A 20220-nucleotide genomic window follows, 5' to 3' on the forward strand; every position below is an offset into this window, starting at 1 on the left:
TAGTATTCACTTTGATACTGTTTATCGTATGAATAAGTAATAACATGCTTATTTCTGCTTCTCAAATATCAGCTCATCAAATTTTAGATGTACATTCATAACTCCGCGTTCTGTGTCGTAGTTAGATAATAACGCTAGCGTATATCCGCTATGCAGGTACATATGCAAAAGAGCACTGACGCCGGGGAAACCGCCATTATGTCCGATTATTCTTTCCCCATGTATCCTGACATCCATGAATCCATATCCGTATTGCATTCGCTTGCCCGGTTCTCCGTACGCTTGAAGTTTGTCAGTTGTGGCAAGCTCTGTCCACTCTGGGCTAAGCAACTTGTTTGTGCGTAGCGCAATATCAAACTTTAGTAGATCCTCAACAGTAGAATAGCCCCCACCAGCTGGCCCTCCTTTTACAACATGGAGAAATACATTGTTACGCCAAGGACCACCGTCCTGCGTACCAAAGCGTGTGTAACCGATCGCTAAATTTGGAACATCATATTCCAAATCGAAACAGTCGGTATTATACATATTGGCAGGGTCATAGACAGTTTCTTTTACGAATGTAAAGTAGTCTTTACCCGAAATTGATTCGATGACGGCTCCTAAAAGTATGTATCCTGAGTTGCTATATGTGCACTTTATTCCTGGTTCAAATAGTAACGGATCGTCGATAAAGAGAGGGATATAATCAGTAACTGTTTTGAGTTGTGTAAACTTAGCCTTGAATTTTTCATTCCAATAGAGCCCTGTTCCTGATGTATGGGTTAGCAATTGATGAATCGTTATTTTATCCGCATATTCTTTTGGCAAATTTGGTAAATATTTGCCGATTACATCATCTAGATCTATCAAGCCATTTTCAGCTAATTTCATGATTGATACAGCAGTGAACATCTTATTTATTGAGCCGAGATTAAACTTGGTTTCTGTTGCATTGGGTATCCCGTATCCCTTGTTTGCCATTCCAAACGCTTTCTTGTATAGAACTTCTCCGTGTCTTGCCACTAAAACTGAACCCGAGAATTTATCCTCGGCAACAAGACCTTCAATATAAGAGTTGAGTTCATGTAGCCCCGTTTCAGATATTGTCATCTGCCTGAAATCCATAATTTTCCACCCCCCTTTTTTTATTTATATATTCAGAGTTTAAGCATCTACCTGTTTCCGGAGAGACTCTACAGTTTGTGTAAATGCTTCTACTGCTTTATAGGATTCTAATGCTTTTTGAAGGCGCTTTATTTGTTGATTAAATCCATTCGGATTATCAGCGTACTTTATTATTAATCGTGCAATATATGTAAGTTCCTCTCGAGCTGACTTAACAGCGCGACTGTGCTCCTTTTCAATCATCTTCATAGCCATGTGTGCATAAATGGCTGAAAACTCCTTGTCAGTGATTCGCTGTTCGCGTGCGGCAAGGTCACTATCACTTATTACCCAGTCACCAGAATCGTTTTTCGTTGCCGCTAAGCGTCCGTCATTTATCATGTTGAGTATAGTCTTATAATGGACCCCGAGGATCATGGCGGCTTCTTTCGCATTCATTGGCATCACGTCCTTATCCATAACTATCCCCATTTTATGGGATATCAAAGGATATGTAAAGAAGATATCTAAACCCTATCTTGTTGAGTAAAGCCTACTGTAAGCTAAATCGGCGATAGATCTGATCATGCTTTCTGACTCCTACTCGATTTCTGGTGGCCACGGTGTCTAATGAAGCTGGGGCCTATAGCGCCTGGCCGGCTCGATGAAATGCTGGACGAGCTGGAGGCTGCTAAAAAACAACGACCCGGAGCAATTTCTGCAATTGCTGGATCGTTTTTATTGGCAGTTCTATAACAGCATTGTCACCAACCCGGACTTGACAATGGCACTGCTGCGGCCTATCCCGCTAACGCGAAACAAGCCCACTGCTAAAACATCGCACGGATTTGTTCGATTTTGCGGATATGGCCGTTCGCATGGCCCGCCATCGACTTCATCAGCTTGGCCGCCGTCTCCGTTCGTCCTCCGCTCACGATAACGGACCGCGCCAGCGCATCCGGAATCATGCTGCACACGGAGAGCACATGCTCTCTCAGCAGCTGGAACAGGGCGACCTCTGCGGCGATCGGCCGCAACGCGTACTTCATCCCTTCCGCCCAGCGGTCCTGCTCGAACCGGCTGGAGCTGAACGTTCGGCCCGGCTCGTTTTCCGCGATTATATATTTCAGCTTGTGGGTCGCCGCCATATCGAGATCGACCAGATGATGCACCTGCTGGCGGATCGTCCATTTGCCGGGAGCAAGCGCCCGGTCCAGCTCGCTGTCGCCAAGGCCGGCCAGCGCGGCCTCCAGCCGCTGGGGTGCGGCAGCGAACATCGCCATGATCTGTTCGTGGGTCGCCGCGAACTCCTGCCAATACGCGAAGCGGTGCCCTTCCGGGGATTCGAGCGTCAGCGTCCGCCAACAGCCCGGCTCCAACTCGTCGCTCACAACCGCTCCGGCCTCCTCCGCCCTTTGCAGCAGCGGCTCCAGCGGTCCCAGCTCCTCGGGCACGCGTATAAAATGGCGCTCGCCGGACTCGAGCCTCTTCGCATCCAGCGCCGCCAGCCGTGCCGTATACCCCTCCGCGTCGGCACGATCCGCAAGAAGCGCGACACCTTCTCCCGGCAGCGCCAGCAGCGCATAACGTCCGCCGTCACCGGACGTAATCGCTTGCCAGCCCAGCACCTCCGTGTAAAACGTTACGGCCGTCTCGGCCCGTTCAACGCCGATCACGAGCTTTGCCTGCTCCTGCACTCCCTGCCCGCCGTCTCGGCTCTCGCCAGTCCCTCTCTCCGCCATCCATATCCCTCGCCCTACTTCATCTTGTTCCGGCACGCCGCCATTCTCTTGCCTATTGCCGGCAGCGCAAAGCCTGTCGCTCCCATTGTATCATACCCGGAATGTGAAGCAGCCCCGGACAACGGGAGAAGCCGGACCGAACGGCCAAAAGACCGCCAAAACATCCTTCAGCGGTCTTCCCTCCCAGGCCCGATACCGCTTATCCGGCCTTCAGCACCCGGTCGTAAGCGTCCTTGTATACTTTAATCAGTTGGTCGAGCCCGAGCTTCTTCTCCTCGTTTACGTACGCATCCCACTGATCCATCCCTTTTTCACCGATGATGAAGCGGGTTATGTTCTCTTCGCGATGCTTCGAGATCGACTGCCCGACCGTCGTCAGCACGTCGTTCTCCTTCTCGGTAAACGCGGGCTTCGGCTGCAGCTTGGAGTCGTACTTGCCGATCTCGGCGTAAGCGTCCTTCGTCTCCTTGCCGGTCAGCGTCAGCAGCGCGTTATAGTCGATCCACGTGTACGTGCCGTAGTTGAGCAGCCCCGGCTTCTCGCGCAGATCGGACATCGTTTTGAACGCGTCCAGATATTTTTTCTGACCGTTCGTCTCCTCGTACGTGACGCCCTTGATTCCCCAGCTGGACAGCTCCTTGCCCGCCGGGCTGTAGTAGAAGTCCATATATTTCATGGCTTCCTTTATTTTTTTCGAGGTCGACGCTACGGTCATGCCGGAGTCAACCGTGTTCAGGTTGATGTTGTTCCGCTTCGCCCCGGCAAAGCCCGCAGGAGGAGGCATGAACAACATGCTGAACTGCGGATTGTCTTTGCGCAGCGGAACGTTATAGTAGTCCATGACCATATAATCGAGGAACACGAACGATTTGTTGTTGGCTATAAAATCGTCGAACTGCTTGCCCTTCACGGTGAGCCAGTCCGGCGGCATCAAGCCGTCCTTGTACAGCCTGTTCAGAAACTGGACGATTTGCTTGTAGTTGTCCTCGATCGGCCCGTACCGCCATTCCTTCTTGTCGAAGTCGTAGTAGACGTCGTTGTACGTGTTGAACTGCGGCGCCATGCGCGAGATCGTGCCGAAGCCGCCGCGGGTTACGAACGGATAGCTGTCCGGGTACAGCTGCTTCAGCTTTTTGAGCGTCTCGTACAGCTCGTCGTACGTGGCGGGAATCGTCAAACCGTGCTTTTTGAAAATGTCGTCGCGGTACATCCACGATATCCGTTCGCCTTGCCCGAACCCTTCGTTCGGGAACATGAACATTTTGCCTTCGGCGGACGTGTACCGCTGCTTCAGCTCGGGATACTGGCTCAGCCAGCTTTTGAAATTCGGCATCAGGTCGAGATACTCCGTAATGTTCGCAAGCGCCCCCTGCTGCCCATATTTGTTGGCCGTCGCGAAGCTGCCCATAAACATCAGATCGGGCATATTGCCCGAGGCGATCGTCAGGTTGACGGCTTCGGTATAATTGTCGCCCGGAGGCACCTGGCCGTTGATTTCGACGTTCGTTTTCTCCTCAATCGCTTTCCAGATCGGCTTGTCTTTCGCATAAGTCCAGTTCGATTGGCTGCCGACGAGCATCGACAGCGTTGTCTTCGCCGTTTTCGCCCCGCCTCCGTCCGCCGCCCCGCCCTCATCCTTGCCCGCGCCGCTGTCCGATCCGCATGCCGCCGTTACCCCGGCCAGCATCAACGCCATTGTTGCCGCTATCGCCTTTTTCATCCGATCCGCGCCCCCGCCTCGTCGGTGAAGCGGAAAGCGCCTGCCTCCCTCCGGTTTTTCGCATTATCCTTTGAGCGACCCGACGGTCACGCCCTTGATGAAATATTTTTGCAGGAACGGATAGGTCACCAGAATCGGCAGCGTGCCTACGAGAATGGTCGCGTATTTCAGCGACTCCTCGACGATTTTCTGGTCTTTGCCGAGCGTGAACGTGCCGTCCATATTCGTTTGTCCCGCGAGCACGATGTTGCGCAGAATCACTTGCAGCGGAACGAGATCGGGATTCCGCAAGTAGATGAGGGCGGAATAAAAGTTATTCCAGATGCCAACCGCGTAGAACAAGCCGATCGTGGCGAGCACCGCCTTCGACAGCGGAAGCGCGATGCGGATAAAGATGCCGATATCGTTCAGGCCGTCCATCTTCCCCGCCTCCTCCAGCTCCTGCGGCAACCCGGCGAAAAACGTCCGCATCATAATGAGGTACCAGGCGCTGATCGCGCCGGGAATGATCATCGACCAGAATGTATCGACGAGCCCGTAGCTTTTCACAACCAGAAACGTCGGAATCATGCCGCCGCTGAAAAACATCGTGATCACGATCAGCACCGTAATCGGCTTGTGCAGCATCATCCTCGGCTTCGAAAGCGCATAGGCGGCCATCGCGGTGAGCAGGAGCGACACGGCCGTCCCTGTCAGCGTATACAGCACCGTATTGCGGTATCCGCTCCAGATGCGGGGATCGGTGAGGACGATTTTGTACATGTCGACATTAAATCCTTTCGGCCAAAGGAACACGTTTCCCTTCATGACCGATACGCTATCGCTAAGCGAAACGGCAATCATGTACACGAACGGGTACACCGTCACGACGAACAGGAACGCCATCAGCAGCACATTAACGACGTCAAAAACGCTTACTTTCTTTTTCATGCCGCAAACCGCCCCTTTACCATAAGCTGTTCTCCCCGAGCCTTCTCGCCACCCAGTTCGCCGCTAGCAAAAAGACGAGGTTGACGACGCCGGTAAACAGGTCGATCGCCGCCGCGTAGCTGTAATTGCCCTGCACGAGCCCGACCCGGTACACGTAGGTGCTAATAATGTCGGCGGTCACATAGGTGGCCGGGTTGTAGAGCAGGAACACCTTCTCGAAGCCGACGCCGAGCACATGACCGATATCGAGGATGAGCAGCACGACGATCGTTTGCATTATGCCCGGCAGCGATACGTACACCATTTTGCGGAAGCGCCCGGCCCCGTCCATCTCCGCCGCCTCGTACAGATGCGGATCGATCGCCGACAGCGCGGCCAAATAAATGATCGACGACCAGCCGATATTTTGCCATACGCCGGAAGCGACGTAGATCGTGCGGAACCATTCGGGCAGCATCAGCCAGTTGACCGGCGACAGCCCGACCACCTCAAGCAACCGGTTGATCAGTCCGCCCGACGGCGAAAGGAACACGACGATCATGCTCACGATAACGACATTGGACAAAAAATGCGGCAGGTAACTGACCGACTGGACGATCCGCTTGAGCGCGGCGTGCCGAAGCTCGTTAAACAGCAGCGCCAGCAGGATCGGCGCCGGAAAGCCGAACACGATCTGGTACAGCCCGAGCAGGAACGTATTGCGCAGCAGCTTGAAAAAGTCCGGGTTGCCGAAAAACATCCGGTAATAATGGAAGCCGACCCATTCGCTGTGCCAAATGCCTTTGAACAAGTTGTACTTCTGGAACGAAATGGCGATACCGAACATCGGAACGTAATGGAACAGCATAAAATAAACGATACACGGCGCGACGAGCAGCAGCAGGTAGCGGCTCTCGCGAAACCGTTTGGCGACGGCGGATCGCCTTCCTGGACCGCTTCGCGCCGTTTGCTGCGGCAAGCTGCTCTGTATTTCGCTTGCCTCCATGCCTTCCCCTCCTTCTCTCTTCTTGTCGTACGCCCCGCAAAAAACGGTTGCGATGCGAATGCGCGCATTGCTACAATGGGCATGGGCATATACCGAGAATAGCCCGGAAGCGCCTAACGTGCTATCGGCAATCCGTCATTTTGTAAGCGTTTTATCGGGAACGGACGAAATGCATACAATCAGACGGAATGCATAATCCAAGGCGGCATGCGGACTTTCCGCTTAAACAGAAGGAAATTTTTCAAAAGACGCTTGAGGGGGGCTTCTAGCGATGGAACGGGCTAAGGAAACAAAAACGATTCGGCGCAACTCGCTCTTCGTCAAGCTGCTCGGCAGCTTCCTGCTAATTATCGCGCTGCTGCTATCCTTCAACGTGCTCAGCTTCGCCTTCTTCCAGACGAATATTCATCAGGAAATTATCGAGACCAATACGCTGAACCTGAGCAGCACGGTGACGGGTTACGAGAAGCAGCTTCAGCTTGTCGAGAGCGACATGCTGCGGTTTTACTTCAACGAGCGCTTCTCCGTCCTGCTAAGCCCTGACGATCAGCCGAATTATACCGCCGTACCGGCCGTGAAGACGGAGATGAACGCGCTGTTGTCGAACAAAATGCTTCACTTCGACAATGTATTCATCCTGTTCCGCGACAATCCGTTCGTGATCGAGAAGGAGGGGACGTCGAACACGGTTAATATGTTTACGAAGTTTTACGTCAGCGAGCCGTACGGACCGGTGTTCTGGCATCGGCAATTCGCCGAGCCGTACACGTTCCGGCTGTTTCCGTCCGCCCGGTTCCGCGAGTACAAATACGACAAATCGGTGCTGGACAAAGGGGAATTGCTGCCGGTCATTATCAAAAACAAATTCAACAATCAATATATCGTCGCCGCTCTGCTGGATGCGGACGGTCTGTACCGCTCCCTGCATCATAACGGAGAAGACAGCTTCTTTCTGCTCGGGCCGGACGGTGAGCCGCTCTATCACGCTCCGCCGCGGCAGCTATCGGAAAACGGTGCCGAGAACAAGCTGCCGGACGGACTTTCGTTCGAAGGCAATTCCGGCTATGTGAAGCGGGACGACCGGTACTATTTTTACCGCAAGGGGGAAAACTCGGGGCTGCTGTACGTCAACGTCATTCCCTACGTGCGCATCGCCTCCCAGGTCGAGAAGCTGAACCTGCTGCTGCTGTCGATCATGGGTGCCGCTGTAGGCATCAGTGTGCTGATCTCGATCTGGCTCAGCATGCGGTTCAACAGCCCGATCCAAGGCATCATCCGTCTGTTGCAGCGCTCGGGTCATCCGCACAAGCTCGGCAGCAGCATCCACGAATTCGACTGGCTCGGCCGCAGCATTTCCGATATGCTGCGCGACAACAACGTGTTCGATCAAGATTTGCGCCGCAAAAACAAACTGCTGCAGCGTTACGGCTATATGAGCAAAATCAAAAGTTTTCATCACTGGAACGAGCTGCGCGATTTGATCGATATGAGCCGGCCGTTTTATCTGGTGGCGTTCGAGCTGACGTTTACTCGGCAGATGGCGGCCGAGGATCAGGAGAAAACCGTCTACTACATCCACGAATATATCAATCTGCATATGAGCGGCCGCTTCCCGGACTCCGTTACGCTGCAGATGGAAAAAGAGCAGATCGTTTCGCTGCTGTTCACTTCGGACGACGCCGAAGTCGTCGCCGATATGCTGCATCGCCTGAAGGAAGTGTTCGATCGCGACCGGGAGTACGGCTTCGTAACGATCGCGTTCCGACCGGCAAGGCGTACGCCGGAGGAACTGGCCGGCGCCTACGAGGAAGTGCAGGCGATGCTGGGCTCGCGCCAGTTGAACCGCGACACGCAGATCGTTACCGAATTGCCGGAGCAGGAGCTCGGCGCGCTTATGACCTCGTCCCAGGAGCAGGAGCTGGCCTCCACCTTGCTGGCTGGTAGCGGAGAGCGGACGGCCGCACTGATCGACGGTTTGCTGGCACAGATGGAAAACAGCCGGGTCAGCGCGGGACAGTTTGCCGAGCTCGGCAAGCAGCTTGTAGCGAAGGTGCTGAAGCTGCTGCTCGAGCATCATTACGACATCAGCCGTCTGCTGGACGGCGAATCGCCGTTTCTGCTGCTGAAAATGTGCTGGAGCACCGGCGATTACTCGCGTTTTTTTCGCCGCTTCACAAACGAAGCCGCCGAACTCGTGGCAAACCGCAAGGCAGAGCAGGACCCGATTCGCGACTTCGTGCTCGGTTACGTGGCCACCCATTACGGGGAAGACATCTCACTCGAGCATGTAGCGGACCAGCTAAAGATGTCGCGCAGCTACTTGTCGACGTACTTCCACGAGAAAACCGGCCAGACGTTCAGCGAATATATAAGCGGTCTGCGGATGGATCGCGCCAAATCGATGCTGAGCACGACCAATACGCGCATACAGGACATCGCTGCCGAGATCGGTTACCAGAACGTCAATTCGTTTATCCGCATGTTCAAAAAAGCGACCGGCCTGACCCCGAGCGACTACCGCCGCTCGGGTGCCGCCTTCGACGCCAAAGAGCCCGGCTGAGCCGGGCTCTTGAAACGTTATTCGGGTTATGGGCGCCTTGCCTGCGACCTAGTCGGCACTTGCTGACGGGTTAATGATCAGGTAAGGCTTATGCTCCGCATCGGCTTTGCCGGCAATCGTTACAAGCGTATTTTTCGTATTCGGGTCCATGATCCGGAACGTGACCGTCCGATTGCCCCCCGTCTGGGAGCGAATAAAACCGGTAACGTCGACCGAGTACCAGCCGGCCGAGCTGACCGTGACCGTCCCGACGGGTACGGAGCCCGCCTTGGGCCGATTATTCCAGTTCACTCCCGTTTCGCTCCATGTCGCCTGCGCGTAGGCATCGACCGATAGCGTGACGGGTTTGGCCGTTGTCGCAGCGACATAAACGAACAGCTTGGCTTCGTTCACTTCCGTGCCCGCAAAGCCGTCAAAATCGGTCTTCAGAAAGGCGATCCGGTCTCCGCCGCCGGACGCACCCGGTATGTCGATCACTTCGAGCAGCGCCCCACCGCCGAAGTTTTCCGTCGGACGGGTTTCGTGGACGTAGGCCGCTTCCGTGATTGGGAATACGCTCGTTACTTGACCGGCGCGGACGACTGTGATCGTGTATACGTAGACCCCACCGCTTTGCTCCGCCACCTCCACCTCGATCTTGCTGCGCCCGACCGGGAGCGGAATATTCGCGGAAGCCGTGCCGCTCGCCACCGGCTGGCCGTTTACCGATACGGCTGCATTCGCCGCTGCCGCCGAAGGTGTTACCGTCAGGACCTCCGTCTGTTCATCGACGTTAACTGAATATGACAGCACATGAGGAGCGAAGCTCTGATCGAGAGTGCCTACACTTATGGCAAGCCCCGTGAGCCCTTGCCCCGTTGCGGGATACAGGGTCGCTTCCTGCGGCTTATCGTACGCTTTCGCATAGTAGTAGCCCGGAGCGTCGATCGTGCGGGCCATAAAGCCGACCTGCCGCCCGGCGGGAATCGCCTCCGAACTGGCCGTCATGATCCCGTCCGCCGTCGTCTGCACCGTTACGTATTTGCCGTCGGAATAGGTGAACCGTCCGCCCACATTCGCGGCTACTGCCGCGCCGGTGGCATAATCCGCTACCCTCAGCGTTACCTCCGCCGAGCTGCCGTTGTAAGCCAGCTTCATGCCGCTCACGATCAGCGGTTTCAGCGCGGTCGTCCCCGTCTTCGCCGAAGCCTCGGCGGATACCGGACCGACGTTGCCTCTGACGTCGACGGCCGCCACTTTATAGTAGTAGGTCGTATTCGGCAGCAGGCCGGTATCCTGGAACGTGAGGCTTCGTGACGTCCCTGCCAGATTAGCCGGGCCGGGAGTAAAGCCGCTGGTTACGCTGCGGTAAATGCGATACACGTCCACTTCCGTATTGTCGTACGCTCTGCCGTAACGGACCGTTATCTGCTTGTAATCGACCGCGGAAGCCGTCGGGGCAGCCGTAACCGCTGTCGGTGGGGTCACGTCCTCCGGAGGGCTCCACAGCGTTCCTCCCGGCCCCCAATAAGAAGGCAGCGCCCGGTACGAATCGTACTGGTGAATCGCTATTCCTCCGAACGACGATGTAGTTCCGAAAGCGGCATATACTTTGTCCAGCTCCTGCTCGAGCGCCGCACGGCCCTTCTGCCGGAAGGTGACGTCGTACGGATCGGAGCTGTTCGCCACATCGAGCGTTTCCACGCCGATGACGACCGAGTTCGGCTTGCCGATCGAAGCCGCATAGTCGATTTCGCCTTGAGCGCTGGCGATCAGCCCGTTCGAGCCGTCCGCCGTATCGCGGTAGTCCATGATCGAAATATAGTCCGTAATGTCCTGAATATGCTGGGACAGCGGCTTCACCGTCCCGTTCCACTCGATGGCGCTCGCGTCGGCCGACGTATCGTACCATCTCGGTATCGCCGGGCCGATGGCTAGCCCGGTTCCGGAGACGTTGCGGCGCTGGATCATTTTATTCAGGCCGTCCAAATACTGCTTTTGCAAAAAGCGGTCCGGGCTTTTGAAGTCCGGCGAAATGTACGGCTCGATATCGACGTTCACGCCGTCGAAGCGGGCATCGGCCGGCGAGGCGAGGTTGAAGTTGATGACTCGCTCGATCTGCTTCGTCGCCGTGTCATGGTAGGCGGCATACGCCCCCAGGTATGGCGGGTTCGTTCCGCCCGCGATCAAGGCGTGCACCTGATAACCGTTCAGATGGGCCCACGCGAGGAAGTTCTGCAGTTTCCCCGGCTCATCCTCCATAATATTTACGCCGCTGAATCCTCCGACCGCTATATACAGCGTTGTCACAGGGTCCGAGCCGAACGTGGCCGTATCTTTGGAAAAGGCGTCAAGAACATCTCTAGAGCCGGGATTCAGGAACAGGTTGTAGGCCGCAGGCTCCCAAATCCACATCGCCCGATCCTGGCTGCGGACGAGAACCGGCTCGCTCGTCCCTGCCCCCGTCTTGGCGTAAGTTGTCATGCTGTACCCGGTTTTGCCCACCGTGTCCGCCGCCTTCGCTTCGATCGAAGTCGTGCGGTCGCCGAGCCCGTCGCTGTTCCACGCCAGCTCGTAATAAGAGCCGTTCGGGGCCGCCGCTTGCCACGGGCCGGACCCGATTCGGACCTGTACGCTGCCGATCGGATTGCTGGCGTAGACGGCTACTTGAACGTAAACTACGCCGCTAACCGTAGCCCCGTCCGCCGGGCTTGCAATCGTCACCTTCGGAGCTTGCACCGTATCGCGATCGACCCGCAGCGTAACCGGAGCCGACCAGACGGTGGACCGGGTCGCCGCATCCGCGCCTTTGACCCGCAGCTCGATCTGCCCGCCGTATTTGCTTGCATCCAGGCTGTAATGCCACGTCCCCGTATGATCGGCATCCGGATCGTCGGTGACGACATCCGCCTGCTGTCCGCCGTTGATGACAAGTTTTAGGTCGGTTACGCCGCTGAACGTTCCCGACACCGTTATTGTCTCGGCGGGTACGACCGCGTTGTCAACAGGCGTGTCGATCGTAATAGCCGAAGCGGCAAAAACGTCCCCCGGCGTTATTAGCATGCCGGATACCGCAAGCAGCGTACCGAGCAGACCGAGAGCCGCTGCGCGGAACAGGTGGAACCGAGCTTTTCGCATGAAACCTTCGCCCCTTTTACCTGATTTCGTTTCGTTTCAGGCCCGAACGGTTAGAGCCCGCTTACTTCGCAAGCTGCGCTTCGATATCTTTGTTTGTTTTCTCTTCCTGCTCGCGGAGAGCCGTATTGACATCCTTCTCCTTCAGCAGAACGGCGTTGTACGCATTATTCAGGTTGTTAAACGCAATGCTCTGATATTTGCTCACCGGAGCAGCCGGAGCGAACTGCTTGGGCAGGAACGATTGCGTGTTTTTGTTTTTCATGAACGGAATGTCGCTGCCGTACGACTTCATCGCATCGCGGTTTTTGAGAATCGGGAAGATGCCGTTCGTCGCCAAATGCTGCTGGAACTCATCCGTCGTCAAGTAGGAGATCACCGAGAAGGCGTCGTCCTTAAGCTTGCTGGCGTTGTTGATATAGAAATACGTTGGATACGACTGCGGCCCGACGTTCGGCTGATCTTTGTAGACCGGGTACGAAACGACGTCCCAGTTGAGTCCTTCCTTGAAGCGGACCGAGCCAAGCGTGCTGAGCGCGAGAAACATCGCCGTCGTCTGGTCTTTATCGAACGATTGCAGCTGCTTCGTATAGCTGACCGTATCTTTGTTTACTTCGTTATTTTGAATTTCGTAAAATTTGGTCAGCGTTTCGAATACGTTTTTGAAGCCGTCGGTCGAAAACGCCGCTTTGTTCGTTTTTACATCGACATACGGTAGCGACTTCGAATTAAGCAGCGACGTGTGCGAGAACGAAATGCCGAGCCCTTTATACTGCAACTGTCCGTCCGTGCGCGACATTTTTCTCGCCAGCTCGTACGTATCCTCCCAGGTCATGCCGTCCTTCGGATAAGCGACGCCGAACTTGTCGAACAAATCCTTGTTGTAGTACAGCGCGAGCGTCGTTGTGAATACCGGAAGCCCGTAAATGCCGCCGTTCGCAATTTGCCGCTGAATGTCAAGCGTCACCGGCTCGAGCCGCGACAGATCGTAGTTGCTCTTCTTAACCATGTCCGAAATATCGTACTCCATCTTGTAATTCAGCAGCGTTTCCGACGTTTGGCCGATCGAATTGAACAAAATGTCGATCGTTTGCCCGGTCGTCATCAGCTTGTCGAGCGCCGTATCCTTCGTAAGCGCTATAAACTTCGGCGTGACGTGGGGGAATTTCGCCTTGATTTTGTCGCCAAACGTTTTGTTGAAACCGTTCTCATCGAAGTCCCCGGAAGTCGAATAAAACACGAGCTCGATCGGGTCGCGGGGCTTCTCCGTCTGTGCGCCTCCGGCTTGACCCGTTTTCCCGTCCGCCGTCTCCTGCGGCTTCGCGCCGCAGCCGGCCGTCACCGTCCCGAATACGAGCGCCCCCGCAAGAAGCAAAGCATAGTTCCGATTCATGATGTACCTCTCCTTTTTGTATGTATCGATCCCATCTTTCCATCGTTATCGTATCAAAATTGAGATATACTGGGTATGAACGATGTGCTGAGAAGATGAACTATATGATGATCGAATCGGGAGTGAGGGTCATGATGCCCGGAGAGAAGCCGGCGCCGCTGGCGGAAGTTCTTCATGCCGACTACGCTTATCATTACAAGCCTTACCAGACGGCGAGAAGACAGCTGAATTATTATTATTTCCGGCTGCAGGTGGAGGGCGCAAGCCTGGCGATTATCGACGGGGAGACGGTCCCGATCGGACCGGGCGATCTGCTGCTGTACCGCCCCGGAGACGTCGCCTGCTTTCAATTCGTCCGGACACAGGAGCAGCAAGCGGGCAAATCGTTAATCAGCGGCAACTATTACATGTCGTGCCGGGGGGCCTGGCTCGATGAATGGTGGGGGCGCTCGTCGTTTCCCCAGCGAATGAAAATTCCGCTCAGCGACAGCCTGCTGACGATTTTCAAAGAGATCGTTCAGGAGCATCGCAGGGCGAAGGAGCATGGGACGGAAGTAGCCGATTATTTGCTGCGCGTTTTGTGTCTGATGATCGAACGCTCCGTGCCCGCTGCGGACGGCGGCGAACGGCAGTTGTCCCAGCCTGCGCTGCGAATGAAACAATATATTATGGAGCACGCTGCCTCGCCTTTCCGGCTCGAGGATGTGGCGAAATACGCCGGCATCAGCGTTCCGCACGCAGTCGCCTCGTTTAAAGCGGCCTTCGGCCAAACGATCATGCAGTATGCGCTGGAGGTCAGGCTGTCGATCGCCTGCGACCGGATCAAATTCACGATGGCGAATCTGGAGCATATCGCCGAAACGACGGGCTTCGGCAGCTACACGTACTTCCATCGCGTCTTCCGGGCCAAGTTCGGCATCTCGCCGAAAATGTACCGCGAGCAGGTGTAAGCGGCGGCGGATACCGACAGCTCCGCGTAGCGGAACCATTTGTTCCGTTAAACGCTGCATTCCCCTGCTTGCCCCCGACATAACGGAACAAGAAGTTCCGTTATGTCGTCGGTAAGAGCCGGATTCGGCTGCTTTTGCCGGTTTAACGGAAGTTAAGCTTCCGCTATGGAGCTGTCCCTGCCCCTTCCCGACCCGATAACGGAAGATTCGTTTCCGTTATGCCGGACCGCCGGACGACGGCGCCGCTCCTTGTCACCCCCAGCATGGGAAAAGGCAGCCTTCGGCGTCATTCTTGCCGCAAGCTGCCTTCTTTTTTACGATTTCCTCAGCAAATAAGCTATCGCCGAGTCAATCGCCTTATGGAAATCGGCGGAGCTTTCATAGTAGGCCAGACGGTACGCCGCGCACTCCTCCTTGATGCGGATGCTGTCCGTTTTGATCCGTTTCAGTTCTACGATCAGCTCCGAGCCGTCCAGCTCGGCCAATCCGTCATTTTCCGTTTGGGCCGAGTAACGCTTCATGGTCTCGGCGCTTTCCTCCACATCCAGCTCGGCGACGCCGAGGAAGCACGATCTCACCATCCCCGCATGCTTTCGCTCGAATTCGGCAACAAAACGAGGCACGAGCTGTACGCCCTCGATCGTGTAGTCGATGCCGTTTTCCACCATCGCCGTCATAAGCGGGTCGACGATCGGCCACATCCGCAGCGCTGTCTTCAGATCGCCTTCCGTCGGATAAACGCCGAGCTCCGGTATGCCGTTCGCGATACCCATCATCAAATAGTCAAGCGAAAAATAGGAGATTTCCGCTTCCGTCGCCAGCCGTTTGGCAGCCGTCGTTTTCCCGCCCCGCGAAGCTCCTCCGATTACATACAGCATTTGCGCCTCCTGGGTACTGGTCTCGTATTACAGCTTTTTTCTAAGAAAATATTGTTTAATCCCATCCGGAAAGCCATCGTTCACCCCAAACACCTCGTACCCCATCCGTTCGTAAAAGTGCGGGGCTTGGTACGAAAACGTGTTCGTATGGGCATGGATGCAGCCAAGCTCCCTCGCTTGCCGCTCCGCCTCTGCAAGCATCGCTTTCCCGCAGCCTTGATTTCTATAGCTATCGTCGATCCAAAACATATCGATGTATAAGCTGTAGGACCACGTTTCACAAAACAAACCGCCTACTACTCGGTCCTCGGCATCTCTCAAATAAAGATTGATGTCCCGTCCCGGTAACTTTAGAAGCCCCCGGGTCTCTCGCACATTGTATGCGTATAGCCGATTCCCTACAAGACTATAATCCTCTTCGCTTCCCATATCCGTAATGAGCGAGTTTGCAAGCCGGATTTGTACCATCTGCCCACCTCCTAACGTTACAACTTTACCATATTTGGAATTAAGCTGAAATAATAGGATTAGAGCAATCTCCTTCCGTAATCTGTCTAATGGCGGGCAAGACAAGGAATATGAGGCACCTGCGTCGAATGTACCCCATGTAACGCCATGAAACGGAGGAAACCAAATGAACCATGCATTCAACCAAACCTGGCTCATTCAAAAATTCGAAGAAATCCGCAAACGAACACTGCTTGCCTTGCAGCAGCTAAACGAGGAGCAATTGAATTGGAGACCCGACCCGGCAAGCCTCAGCATTTCATCGCTTATCCGGCATATCGAGGGCAACATTCAGGAACGAATCGCGAAAGGCATTTTGAACCGGCAAGTGACGCGAGACCGGGACGAAGAGCTGCGGCAGCGGAATATGAGCCGATTCGAGCTGGAGAGCATCGTCCGGGACCGCTTCCAGTTTGTCATCGATACGGTGCAAGCGATGACCGAAGCGGATATGGAGCGGACGCAGCCGGTCCGAAACAGAGAGCGGACAAACCTGGATGTGCTGCATCAATGCGCGACGCATTACTCGGAGCATATGGGCCAGATCTTTTATATCGCCAAGCAGCTTTTGAAGGATGAGTACAAGTCTACATCGCTATAAACACCTATTCCCATTAAGTCGATAACGCGCGCAATCCTTTACAGCAGCACATGCGGACAAATGGATCGGCAGGAGTACGCTGGCGTTTTATTTTAGTTCCATCGCTTTATTTTCGCTGTTGAATATGGCAAGTAACGCGTGTATACTTTTCGTAACAAGTTTCAGTTTTGAAGCAAAGGATGAATCCTACATGAGTGTGACGAAAAAACAGATCGCCGATTTTCTTGGCATTTCCCGTACTTCCGTGTCGCTCGCCCTGAACAATTCCCTTTCCGGCAGCATATCGCAGGAAACGCGCGAGCGCATTCTGCAAGCAGCCAAGGAGCTCGGATACAAAGCTACGACGCCGCGTCCCCGTCTCTGCTTGCTGATCATCAATACGGAGATCGATGACCAGCGTTATATTTCACGTTTTGATGTCATTACACGTGCCGCCGACCGGATGCAGTGCGAGCTGCTGCTCAAATATATACCGAATTCGCCCGATTCCATCGCTCAGTTGATGCATTTTTTGCAAACGACTGATCTGTCAGGCGTAATTGTACGCGGTCCCTATACGACAGAGGTCATTCAGGCACTCGAACAAGCAGCCGTCTCGTACTTACTGCAATCGTTTGAAGAGTATACGCCAGCCCCCTCCAATTATTTGCGGCAAATTATTCACGATCATGCCGCTCTTTCCTATGCTGCGACCAAACGATTGATTGAACTCGGCCATCGGCAGATTGCCCTGTTTCTCGGCAGCATGGACTTGTCCGTCCATATTGTCACCCTGCGCGGTTACCGTCAGGCGCTTATGGATCACGATATAACGCTCGATATGGGGCTCGTGCAAGCCAGCAAAGAAGAAGACGGGTACGAACTGTGCCGCCGGCTTCGCGTCTATGAAATGCCGTACACCGCTATTTTATGCTGCAATACGATCGTGCAGTTCGCCGCCCTGCAATGGCATAAAGACAACTCCATTGCAGTGCCGGAGCAGGTAAGCCTGCTGGGGTTCGGCACCACCAGCCTGACGACCGCAAGCGAACCCGTCCTGTCCATCGTACGTCAAGATTCGGACTTTATGATCCAGGCAACGATGAAGCAGATCGAAGGTCTGCTTACAGAGGACAAAGCATCCACGATCTACGTCAACAAAGCCGAGTTTATCGGAACAGGCACGCTGCAGTCCCCTTTTCTGCATCGTAATCCGCTGACGGAATGATTCCCTTCCTGAATAACACCTCTTCCTCCTGCGCTCCTTCGTCCTAACACCATAGAGACGAGACTGGGTTGCCTCAGAGCAATCCAAGTCTCGTCTTTTGTTCTGTTTGCGCTATGCCATCCCTCTCCCCGGCCAGTTACACCGTTATTTTAATCATGTAATGATCTCGACGAGGAGCAGAATTACCCGATCAGAAAGCGATTGAATGGTGTTGGAACAAACAGCCAAGCAGGACGAAACATCATGATGGGCAGCAGCAGCATTATCCATTACGAACCGGATTCGTCTATATAACGTATGAAATTAAAAAAGACGCATGAAATATTTTTGTTGACTTCATCCTTCTTTCTGTTGTAACTTAACACTGAAAGCGCTTTTCGTGGTAGTAATCGATTGTTATTTCATCCCTGAACGGAGGCTGAAAACAACATGACCCGCAATCTAATCGCTGAGAACGAACGTAATCAAGCTCTTTCGCCCCTCTCCACAGACAGCATGTCCGGAACAGAATCGGCAGACGTTGCCGGATCACAGCATGGAATCAGCAGACGCAAATTACTGACGATGCTTGGCGCAGCAGGTGTTACGGTCGCCGCTTCGCAGTTGCTGTCTGCTGGCGGAACCGCGTATGCCGACAAGGGCGGCATTCCGAACCACGGAGCAGGAGGCGGCAATGGAAACGGCAATAATCAAGGCGGCTCCTCTTCTCCTGCAGTCACAACAAGCGATTGCATCATTCGGGTGACCATCGCAGAGCTGCGCAGCTACACATCGCCGCAGCCAAACGAACAGTACTACGTTACGGATGCGGGTCAAGAAGGTCATTTTCGTTACGATGCTGCGGATGCAACGTCTCCCGACAACACCGGCACGGTTCTTGTCTCCACCAGCGGCGCGCGCTTCAAGCGGAACTTCGATCAGTATACGTTCAACGCAAGCTGGTTCGGCGCTAAAGGAAATGGCGTTACGAATGACACGCCGGCTCTGCAAGCGGCGATTAATGCGCTTCCTCCAGAGGGCGGTCATCTGCATATCCCGGTTACTAACGCGTTTTATTCGCTCGAAACCGGCGGACTTTGGCTTAGTGATCGCAGCAACATTCATATCTCCTCAACCCATGCGATATTAAAGATCAAAGCGGGCGTGCCGGATACACCAAAGCTGCAGGACAGCACCTACACCACGGCAGACAACAATTTTACGCTGCTTTATTTGCAAAATTGCACCAATATGTCGATTGAAGGGCTTCAGTTGAACGGCAATATCTCCGCACGCACCGCTTATGCGGCAAGTGAAACCTGGCAGTCCTGTCTCAAAATCAAAGGCTGTACGAATGTGGTTGTGCGAGACTGCTTCATTACGGAAGGGATGACCGACGGCATTACCGTCACCGCTACGTACCAGACGACGCCGGTGCGCGAAGCATTCGTCAGCAAAAACATCCTGATCGATTCGTGTACGGTTACAAAATGCCGCCGTAATAACATTTCACTGATCGCACAAGACGGCGTGACCGTATCGAACTGCATGGTAGATGAAGCCGGAACCATTCAGGGGATCTCTCCGAAATGCGGTATCGATGTCGAGCCGAATCCAAACTGGGGGCTGACGAGCCAGAACATTGTGCTGCGAGGCAATACTGTTAAGCGAAGTGCCGGCGCGTACCAAGTCAGCTTTGGCGGAGCGCAGCAGCACAATATGCTGGTGGAAGGCCACACCATTCGGGATAGCGGCGGTACGGCGCTTAATATCGAAACAGGACGAAACGATCCCTTCTGCACTAAGGTCATTGTGACCAATAACGTATTCACGAAAAACAAGTACGGCATGCGAGTAGTCGGCAAAAACGCGGATTTGATCAGCAACAACATTTTCCTCGAAAATGAACAGATCGGCATCATTCTTTATTCCAGCGACGGTTTGCTGATTACGGGCAACAAGTTTACACGCAACAACTATGCCGGCATTTTTAACAGTACGGCAGATGTTTCGCTAAAAATACGATGTATTTCCATTACGAACAACTGGTTTGAGGACAATGCTTCCACCGCAGCCGCACACCACAGCTGCTCCGTGAAACTATCCGTGGCCGATGCCAACTCTCTGATCATCTTCGACAGCAACAAGCAGATCAATACAGCGTCTGCACCGCTCAAAATGAAAGGCGTTGTTATTGATGCCGCCTGCAATGCGTTTGCAAACGGCAACATCTCGCGCGACTTGCTCGATCCGCTTCATCCGCACGACCTGTTCGCGGGCGTTGGAAACCAATCCTTGTAAGAAAAACTACTATCGACGTACTTCAAGGATGAGCGACCGCGGTTTAGCGGAAGTTTCTTTTGGTAAAGAAATTCGTATTTCGTTTCGCGTTTTTCTTGGTACAGAAAGTCGCTCTTCGCTTTAATACTTTAGCGAAGTTTAACTTTCTATCCTGAAAATTAATCGGGTGGGAGAACGCCGCTTGGAGGGTATTGTCTTTGCGCAATCCTCCGGATACGCACGTTTTTGGCAATAGGAAACCAACCCCCCTGAATTCGCTTTGGTAGT

At 54.2% G+C, this 20220-nt stretch carries 16 protein-coding genes; 5 read left to right on the forward strand and 11 right to left on the reverse strand.

Going from position 1 to position 20220, the window contains the following annotated elements; all coding sequences use genetic code 11:
- Positions 1-48 precede the first annotated feature (48 nt).
- From D7M11_RS24990 to D7M11_RS25015, 6 genes are all read right to left on the reverse strand, one after another.
- Complete coding sequence (locus tag D7M11_RS24990; RefSeq protein WP_120749990.1) at positions 49-1107, reverse strand: serine hydrolase domain-containing protein; 1059 nt, start codon at positions 1105-1107, stop codon at positions 49-51.
- 39 nt (positions 1108-1146) lie between these two features.
- Positions 1147-1566, reverse strand: coding sequence for a helix-turn-helix domain-containing protein (locus D7M11_RS24995; RefSeq protein WP_158606820.1), 420 nt, complete (start codon positions 1564-1566; stop codon positions 1147-1149).
- Positions 1567-1916: 350 nt separating this feature from the next.
- Positions 1917-2864: a DinB family protein gene (locus tag D7M11_RS25000; protein WP_147433490.1), complete on the reverse strand. Its 948-nt coding sequence runs from the start codon at positions 2862-2864 to the stop codon at positions 1917-1919.
- Between the two features lie 163 nt (positions 2865-3027).
- Positions 3028-4548 (reverse strand): extracellular solute-binding protein, encoded by a 1521-nt coding sequence (locus tag D7M11_RS25005; RefSeq protein WP_120749993.1) that lies wholly within the window; start codon positions 4546-4548, stop codon positions 3028-3030.
- Positions 4549-4611: 63 nt separating this feature from the next.
- Positions 4612-5478: a carbohydrate ABC transporter permease gene (locus D7M11_RS25010; protein WP_120749994.1), complete on the reverse strand. Its 867-nt coding sequence runs from the start codon at positions 5476-5478 to the stop codon at positions 4612-4614.
- A 16-nt stretch (positions 5479-5494) separates the two neighbouring features.
- A complete protein-coding gene (locus tag D7M11_RS25015) occupies positions 5495-6463 on the reverse strand; it encodes an ABC transporter permease (protein ID WP_120749995.1) in 969 nt (322 codons plus the stop codon).
- Between the two features lie 271 nt (positions 6464-6734).
- On the opposite strand from D7M11_RS25015, the gene D7M11_RS25020 reads away from it, so the two are divergent.
- Positions 6735-9023 (forward strand): helix-turn-helix domain-containing protein, encoded by a 2289-nt coding sequence (locus D7M11_RS25020; RefSeq protein WP_120749996.1) that lies wholly within the window; start codon positions 6735-6737, stop codon positions 9021-9023.
- Between the two features lie 48 nt (positions 9024-9071).
- Here the strand turns inward: D7M11_RS25020 and D7M11_RS25025 are convergent, their stop codons facing one another.
- Positions 9072-12140, reverse strand: a complete 3069-nt coding sequence (locus D7M11_RS25025; protein ID WP_120749997.1) for a CBM96 family carbohydrate-binding protein — start codon at positions 12138-12140, stop codon at positions 9072-9074.
- A 61-nt stretch (positions 12141-12201) separates the two neighbouring features.
- The gene (locus tag D7M11_RS25030; protein WP_120749998.1) at positions 12202-13530 is read right to left on the reverse strand and encodes an ABC transporter substrate-binding protein; all 1329 of its coding nucleotides are present in this window, start codon (positions 13528-13530) and stop codon (positions 12202-12204) included.
- A 104-nt stretch (positions 13531-13634) separates the two neighbouring features.
- On the opposite strand from D7M11_RS25030, the gene D7M11_RS25035 reads away from it, so the two are divergent.
- Complete coding sequence (locus tag D7M11_RS25035; RefSeq protein WP_158606821.1) at positions 13635-14480, forward strand: helix-turn-helix domain-containing protein; 846 nt, start codon at positions 13635-13637, stop codon at positions 14478-14480.
- A 314-nt stretch (positions 14481-14794) separates the two neighbouring features.
- On the opposite strand, the gene D7M11_RS25040 is transcribed toward D7M11_RS25035, so the two are convergent.
- The gene (locus D7M11_RS25040; protein WP_120750000.1) at positions 14795-15358 is read right to left on the reverse strand and encodes an adenylate kinase; all 564 of its coding nucleotides are present in this window, start codon (positions 15356-15358) and stop codon (positions 14795-14797) included.
- Positions 15359-15385: 27 nt separating this feature from the next.
- The gene (locus tag D7M11_RS25045) at positions 15386-15826 is read right to left on the reverse strand and encodes a GNAT family N-acetyltransferase (protein WP_120750001.1); all 441 of its coding nucleotides are present in this window, start codon (positions 15824-15826) and stop codon (positions 15386-15388) included.
- A gap of 166 nt (positions 15827-15992) precedes the next feature.
- On the opposite strand from D7M11_RS25045, the gene D7M11_RS25050 reads away from it, so the two are divergent.
- The 3 genes from D7M11_RS25050 to D7M11_RS25060 all read left to right on the forward strand — a co-directional run bounded on the left by D7M11_RS25050 (position 15993) and on the right by D7M11_RS25060 (position 19953).
- Positions 15993-16466, forward strand: a complete 474-nt coding sequence (locus tag D7M11_RS25050) for a DUF1572 family protein (RefSeq protein ID WP_120750002.1) — start codon at positions 15993-15995, stop codon at positions 16464-16466.
- A gap of 190 nt (positions 16467-16656) precedes the next feature.
- Positions 16657-17673, forward strand: a complete 1017-nt coding sequence (locus tag D7M11_RS25055; RefSeq protein ID WP_158606822.1) for a LacI family DNA-binding transcriptional regulator — start codon at positions 16657-16659, stop codon at positions 17671-17673.
- A gap of 429 nt (positions 17674-18102) precedes the next feature.
- The gene (locus D7M11_RS25060; RefSeq protein WP_120750004.1) at positions 18103-19953 is read left to right on the forward strand and encodes a right-handed parallel beta-helix repeat-containing protein; all 1851 of its coding nucleotides are present in this window, start codon (positions 18103-18105) and stop codon (positions 19951-19953) included.
- A 43-nt stretch (positions 19954-19996) separates the two neighbouring features.
- Here D7M11_RS25060 and D7M11_RS37155 read toward each other — a convergent pair.
- Positions 19997-20220, reverse strand: a 224-nt coding sequence (locus D7M11_RS37155; protein WP_205127107.1) for a hypothetical protein, incomplete at its 5' end; no start/stop codon positions are given.

This window comes from Paenibacillus ginsengarvi (genome assembly GCF_003626695.1).
Classification (GTDB): Bacteria; Bacillota; Bacilli; order Paenibacillales; family NBRC-103111; genus Paenibacillus_AB; species Paenibacillus_AB ginsengarvi.

Bases quoted from the DNA above. Each gene is read 5' to 3' on its own strand.
- D7M11_RS25030 (WP_120749998.1), bottom strand. From the start codon at position 13,530: ATGAATCGGAACTATGCTTTGCTTCTTGCGGGGGCGCTCGTATTCGGG.
- D7M11_RS25060 (WP_120750004.1), top strand. From the start codon at position 18,103: ATGACCCGCAATCTAATCGCTGAGAACGAACGTAATCAAGCTCTTTCG.
- D7M11_RS25010 (WP_120749994.1), bottom strand. From the start codon at position 5,478: ATGAAAAAGAAAGTAAGCGTTTTTGACGTCGTTAATGTGCTGCTGATG.
- D7M11_RS25005 (WP_120749993.1), bottom strand. From the start codon at position 4,548: ATGAAAAAGGCGATAGCGGCAACAATGGCGTTGATGCTGGCCGGGGTA.
- D7M11_RS25040 (WP_120750000.1), bottom strand. From the start codon at position 15,358: ATGCTGTATGTAATCGGAGGAGCTTCGCGGGGCGGGAAAACGACGGCT.
- D7M11_RS25055 (WP_158606822.1), top strand. From the start codon at position 16,657: ATGAGTGTGACGAAAAAACAGATCGCCGATTTTCTTGGCATTTCCCGT.
- D7M11_RS24995 (WP_158606820.1), bottom strand. From the start codon at position 1,566: ATGGATAAGGACGTGATGCCAATGAATGCGAAAGAAGCCGCCATGATC.
- D7M11_RS25020 (WP_120749996.1), top strand. From the start codon at position 6,735: ATGGAACGGGCTAAGGAAACAAAAACGATTCGGCGCAACTCGCTCTTC.
- D7M11_RS25015 (WP_120749995.1), bottom strand. From the start codon at position 6,463: ATGGAGGCAAGCGAAATACAGAGCAGCTTGCCGCAGCAAACGGCGCGA.
- D7M11_RS24990 (WP_120749990.1), bottom strand. From the start codon at position 1,107: ATGGATTTCAGGCAGATGACAATATCTGAAACGGGGCTACATGAACTC.
- D7M11_RS25050 (WP_120750002.1), top strand. From the start codon at position 15,993: ATGAACCATGCATTCAACCAAACCTGGCTCATTCAAAAATTCGAAGAA.
- D7M11_RS25045 (WP_120750001.1), bottom strand. From the start codon at position 15,826: ATGGTACAAATCCGGCTTGCAAACTCGCTCATTACGGATATGGGAAGC.
- D7M11_RS25025 (WP_120749997.1), bottom strand. From the start codon at position 12,140: ATGCGAAAAGCTCGGTTCCACCTGTTCCGCGCAGCGGCTCTCGGTCTG.
- D7M11_RS25035 (WP_158606821.1), top strand. From the start codon at position 13,635: ATGATGATCGAATCGGGAGTGAGGGTCATGATGCCCGGAGAGAAGCCG.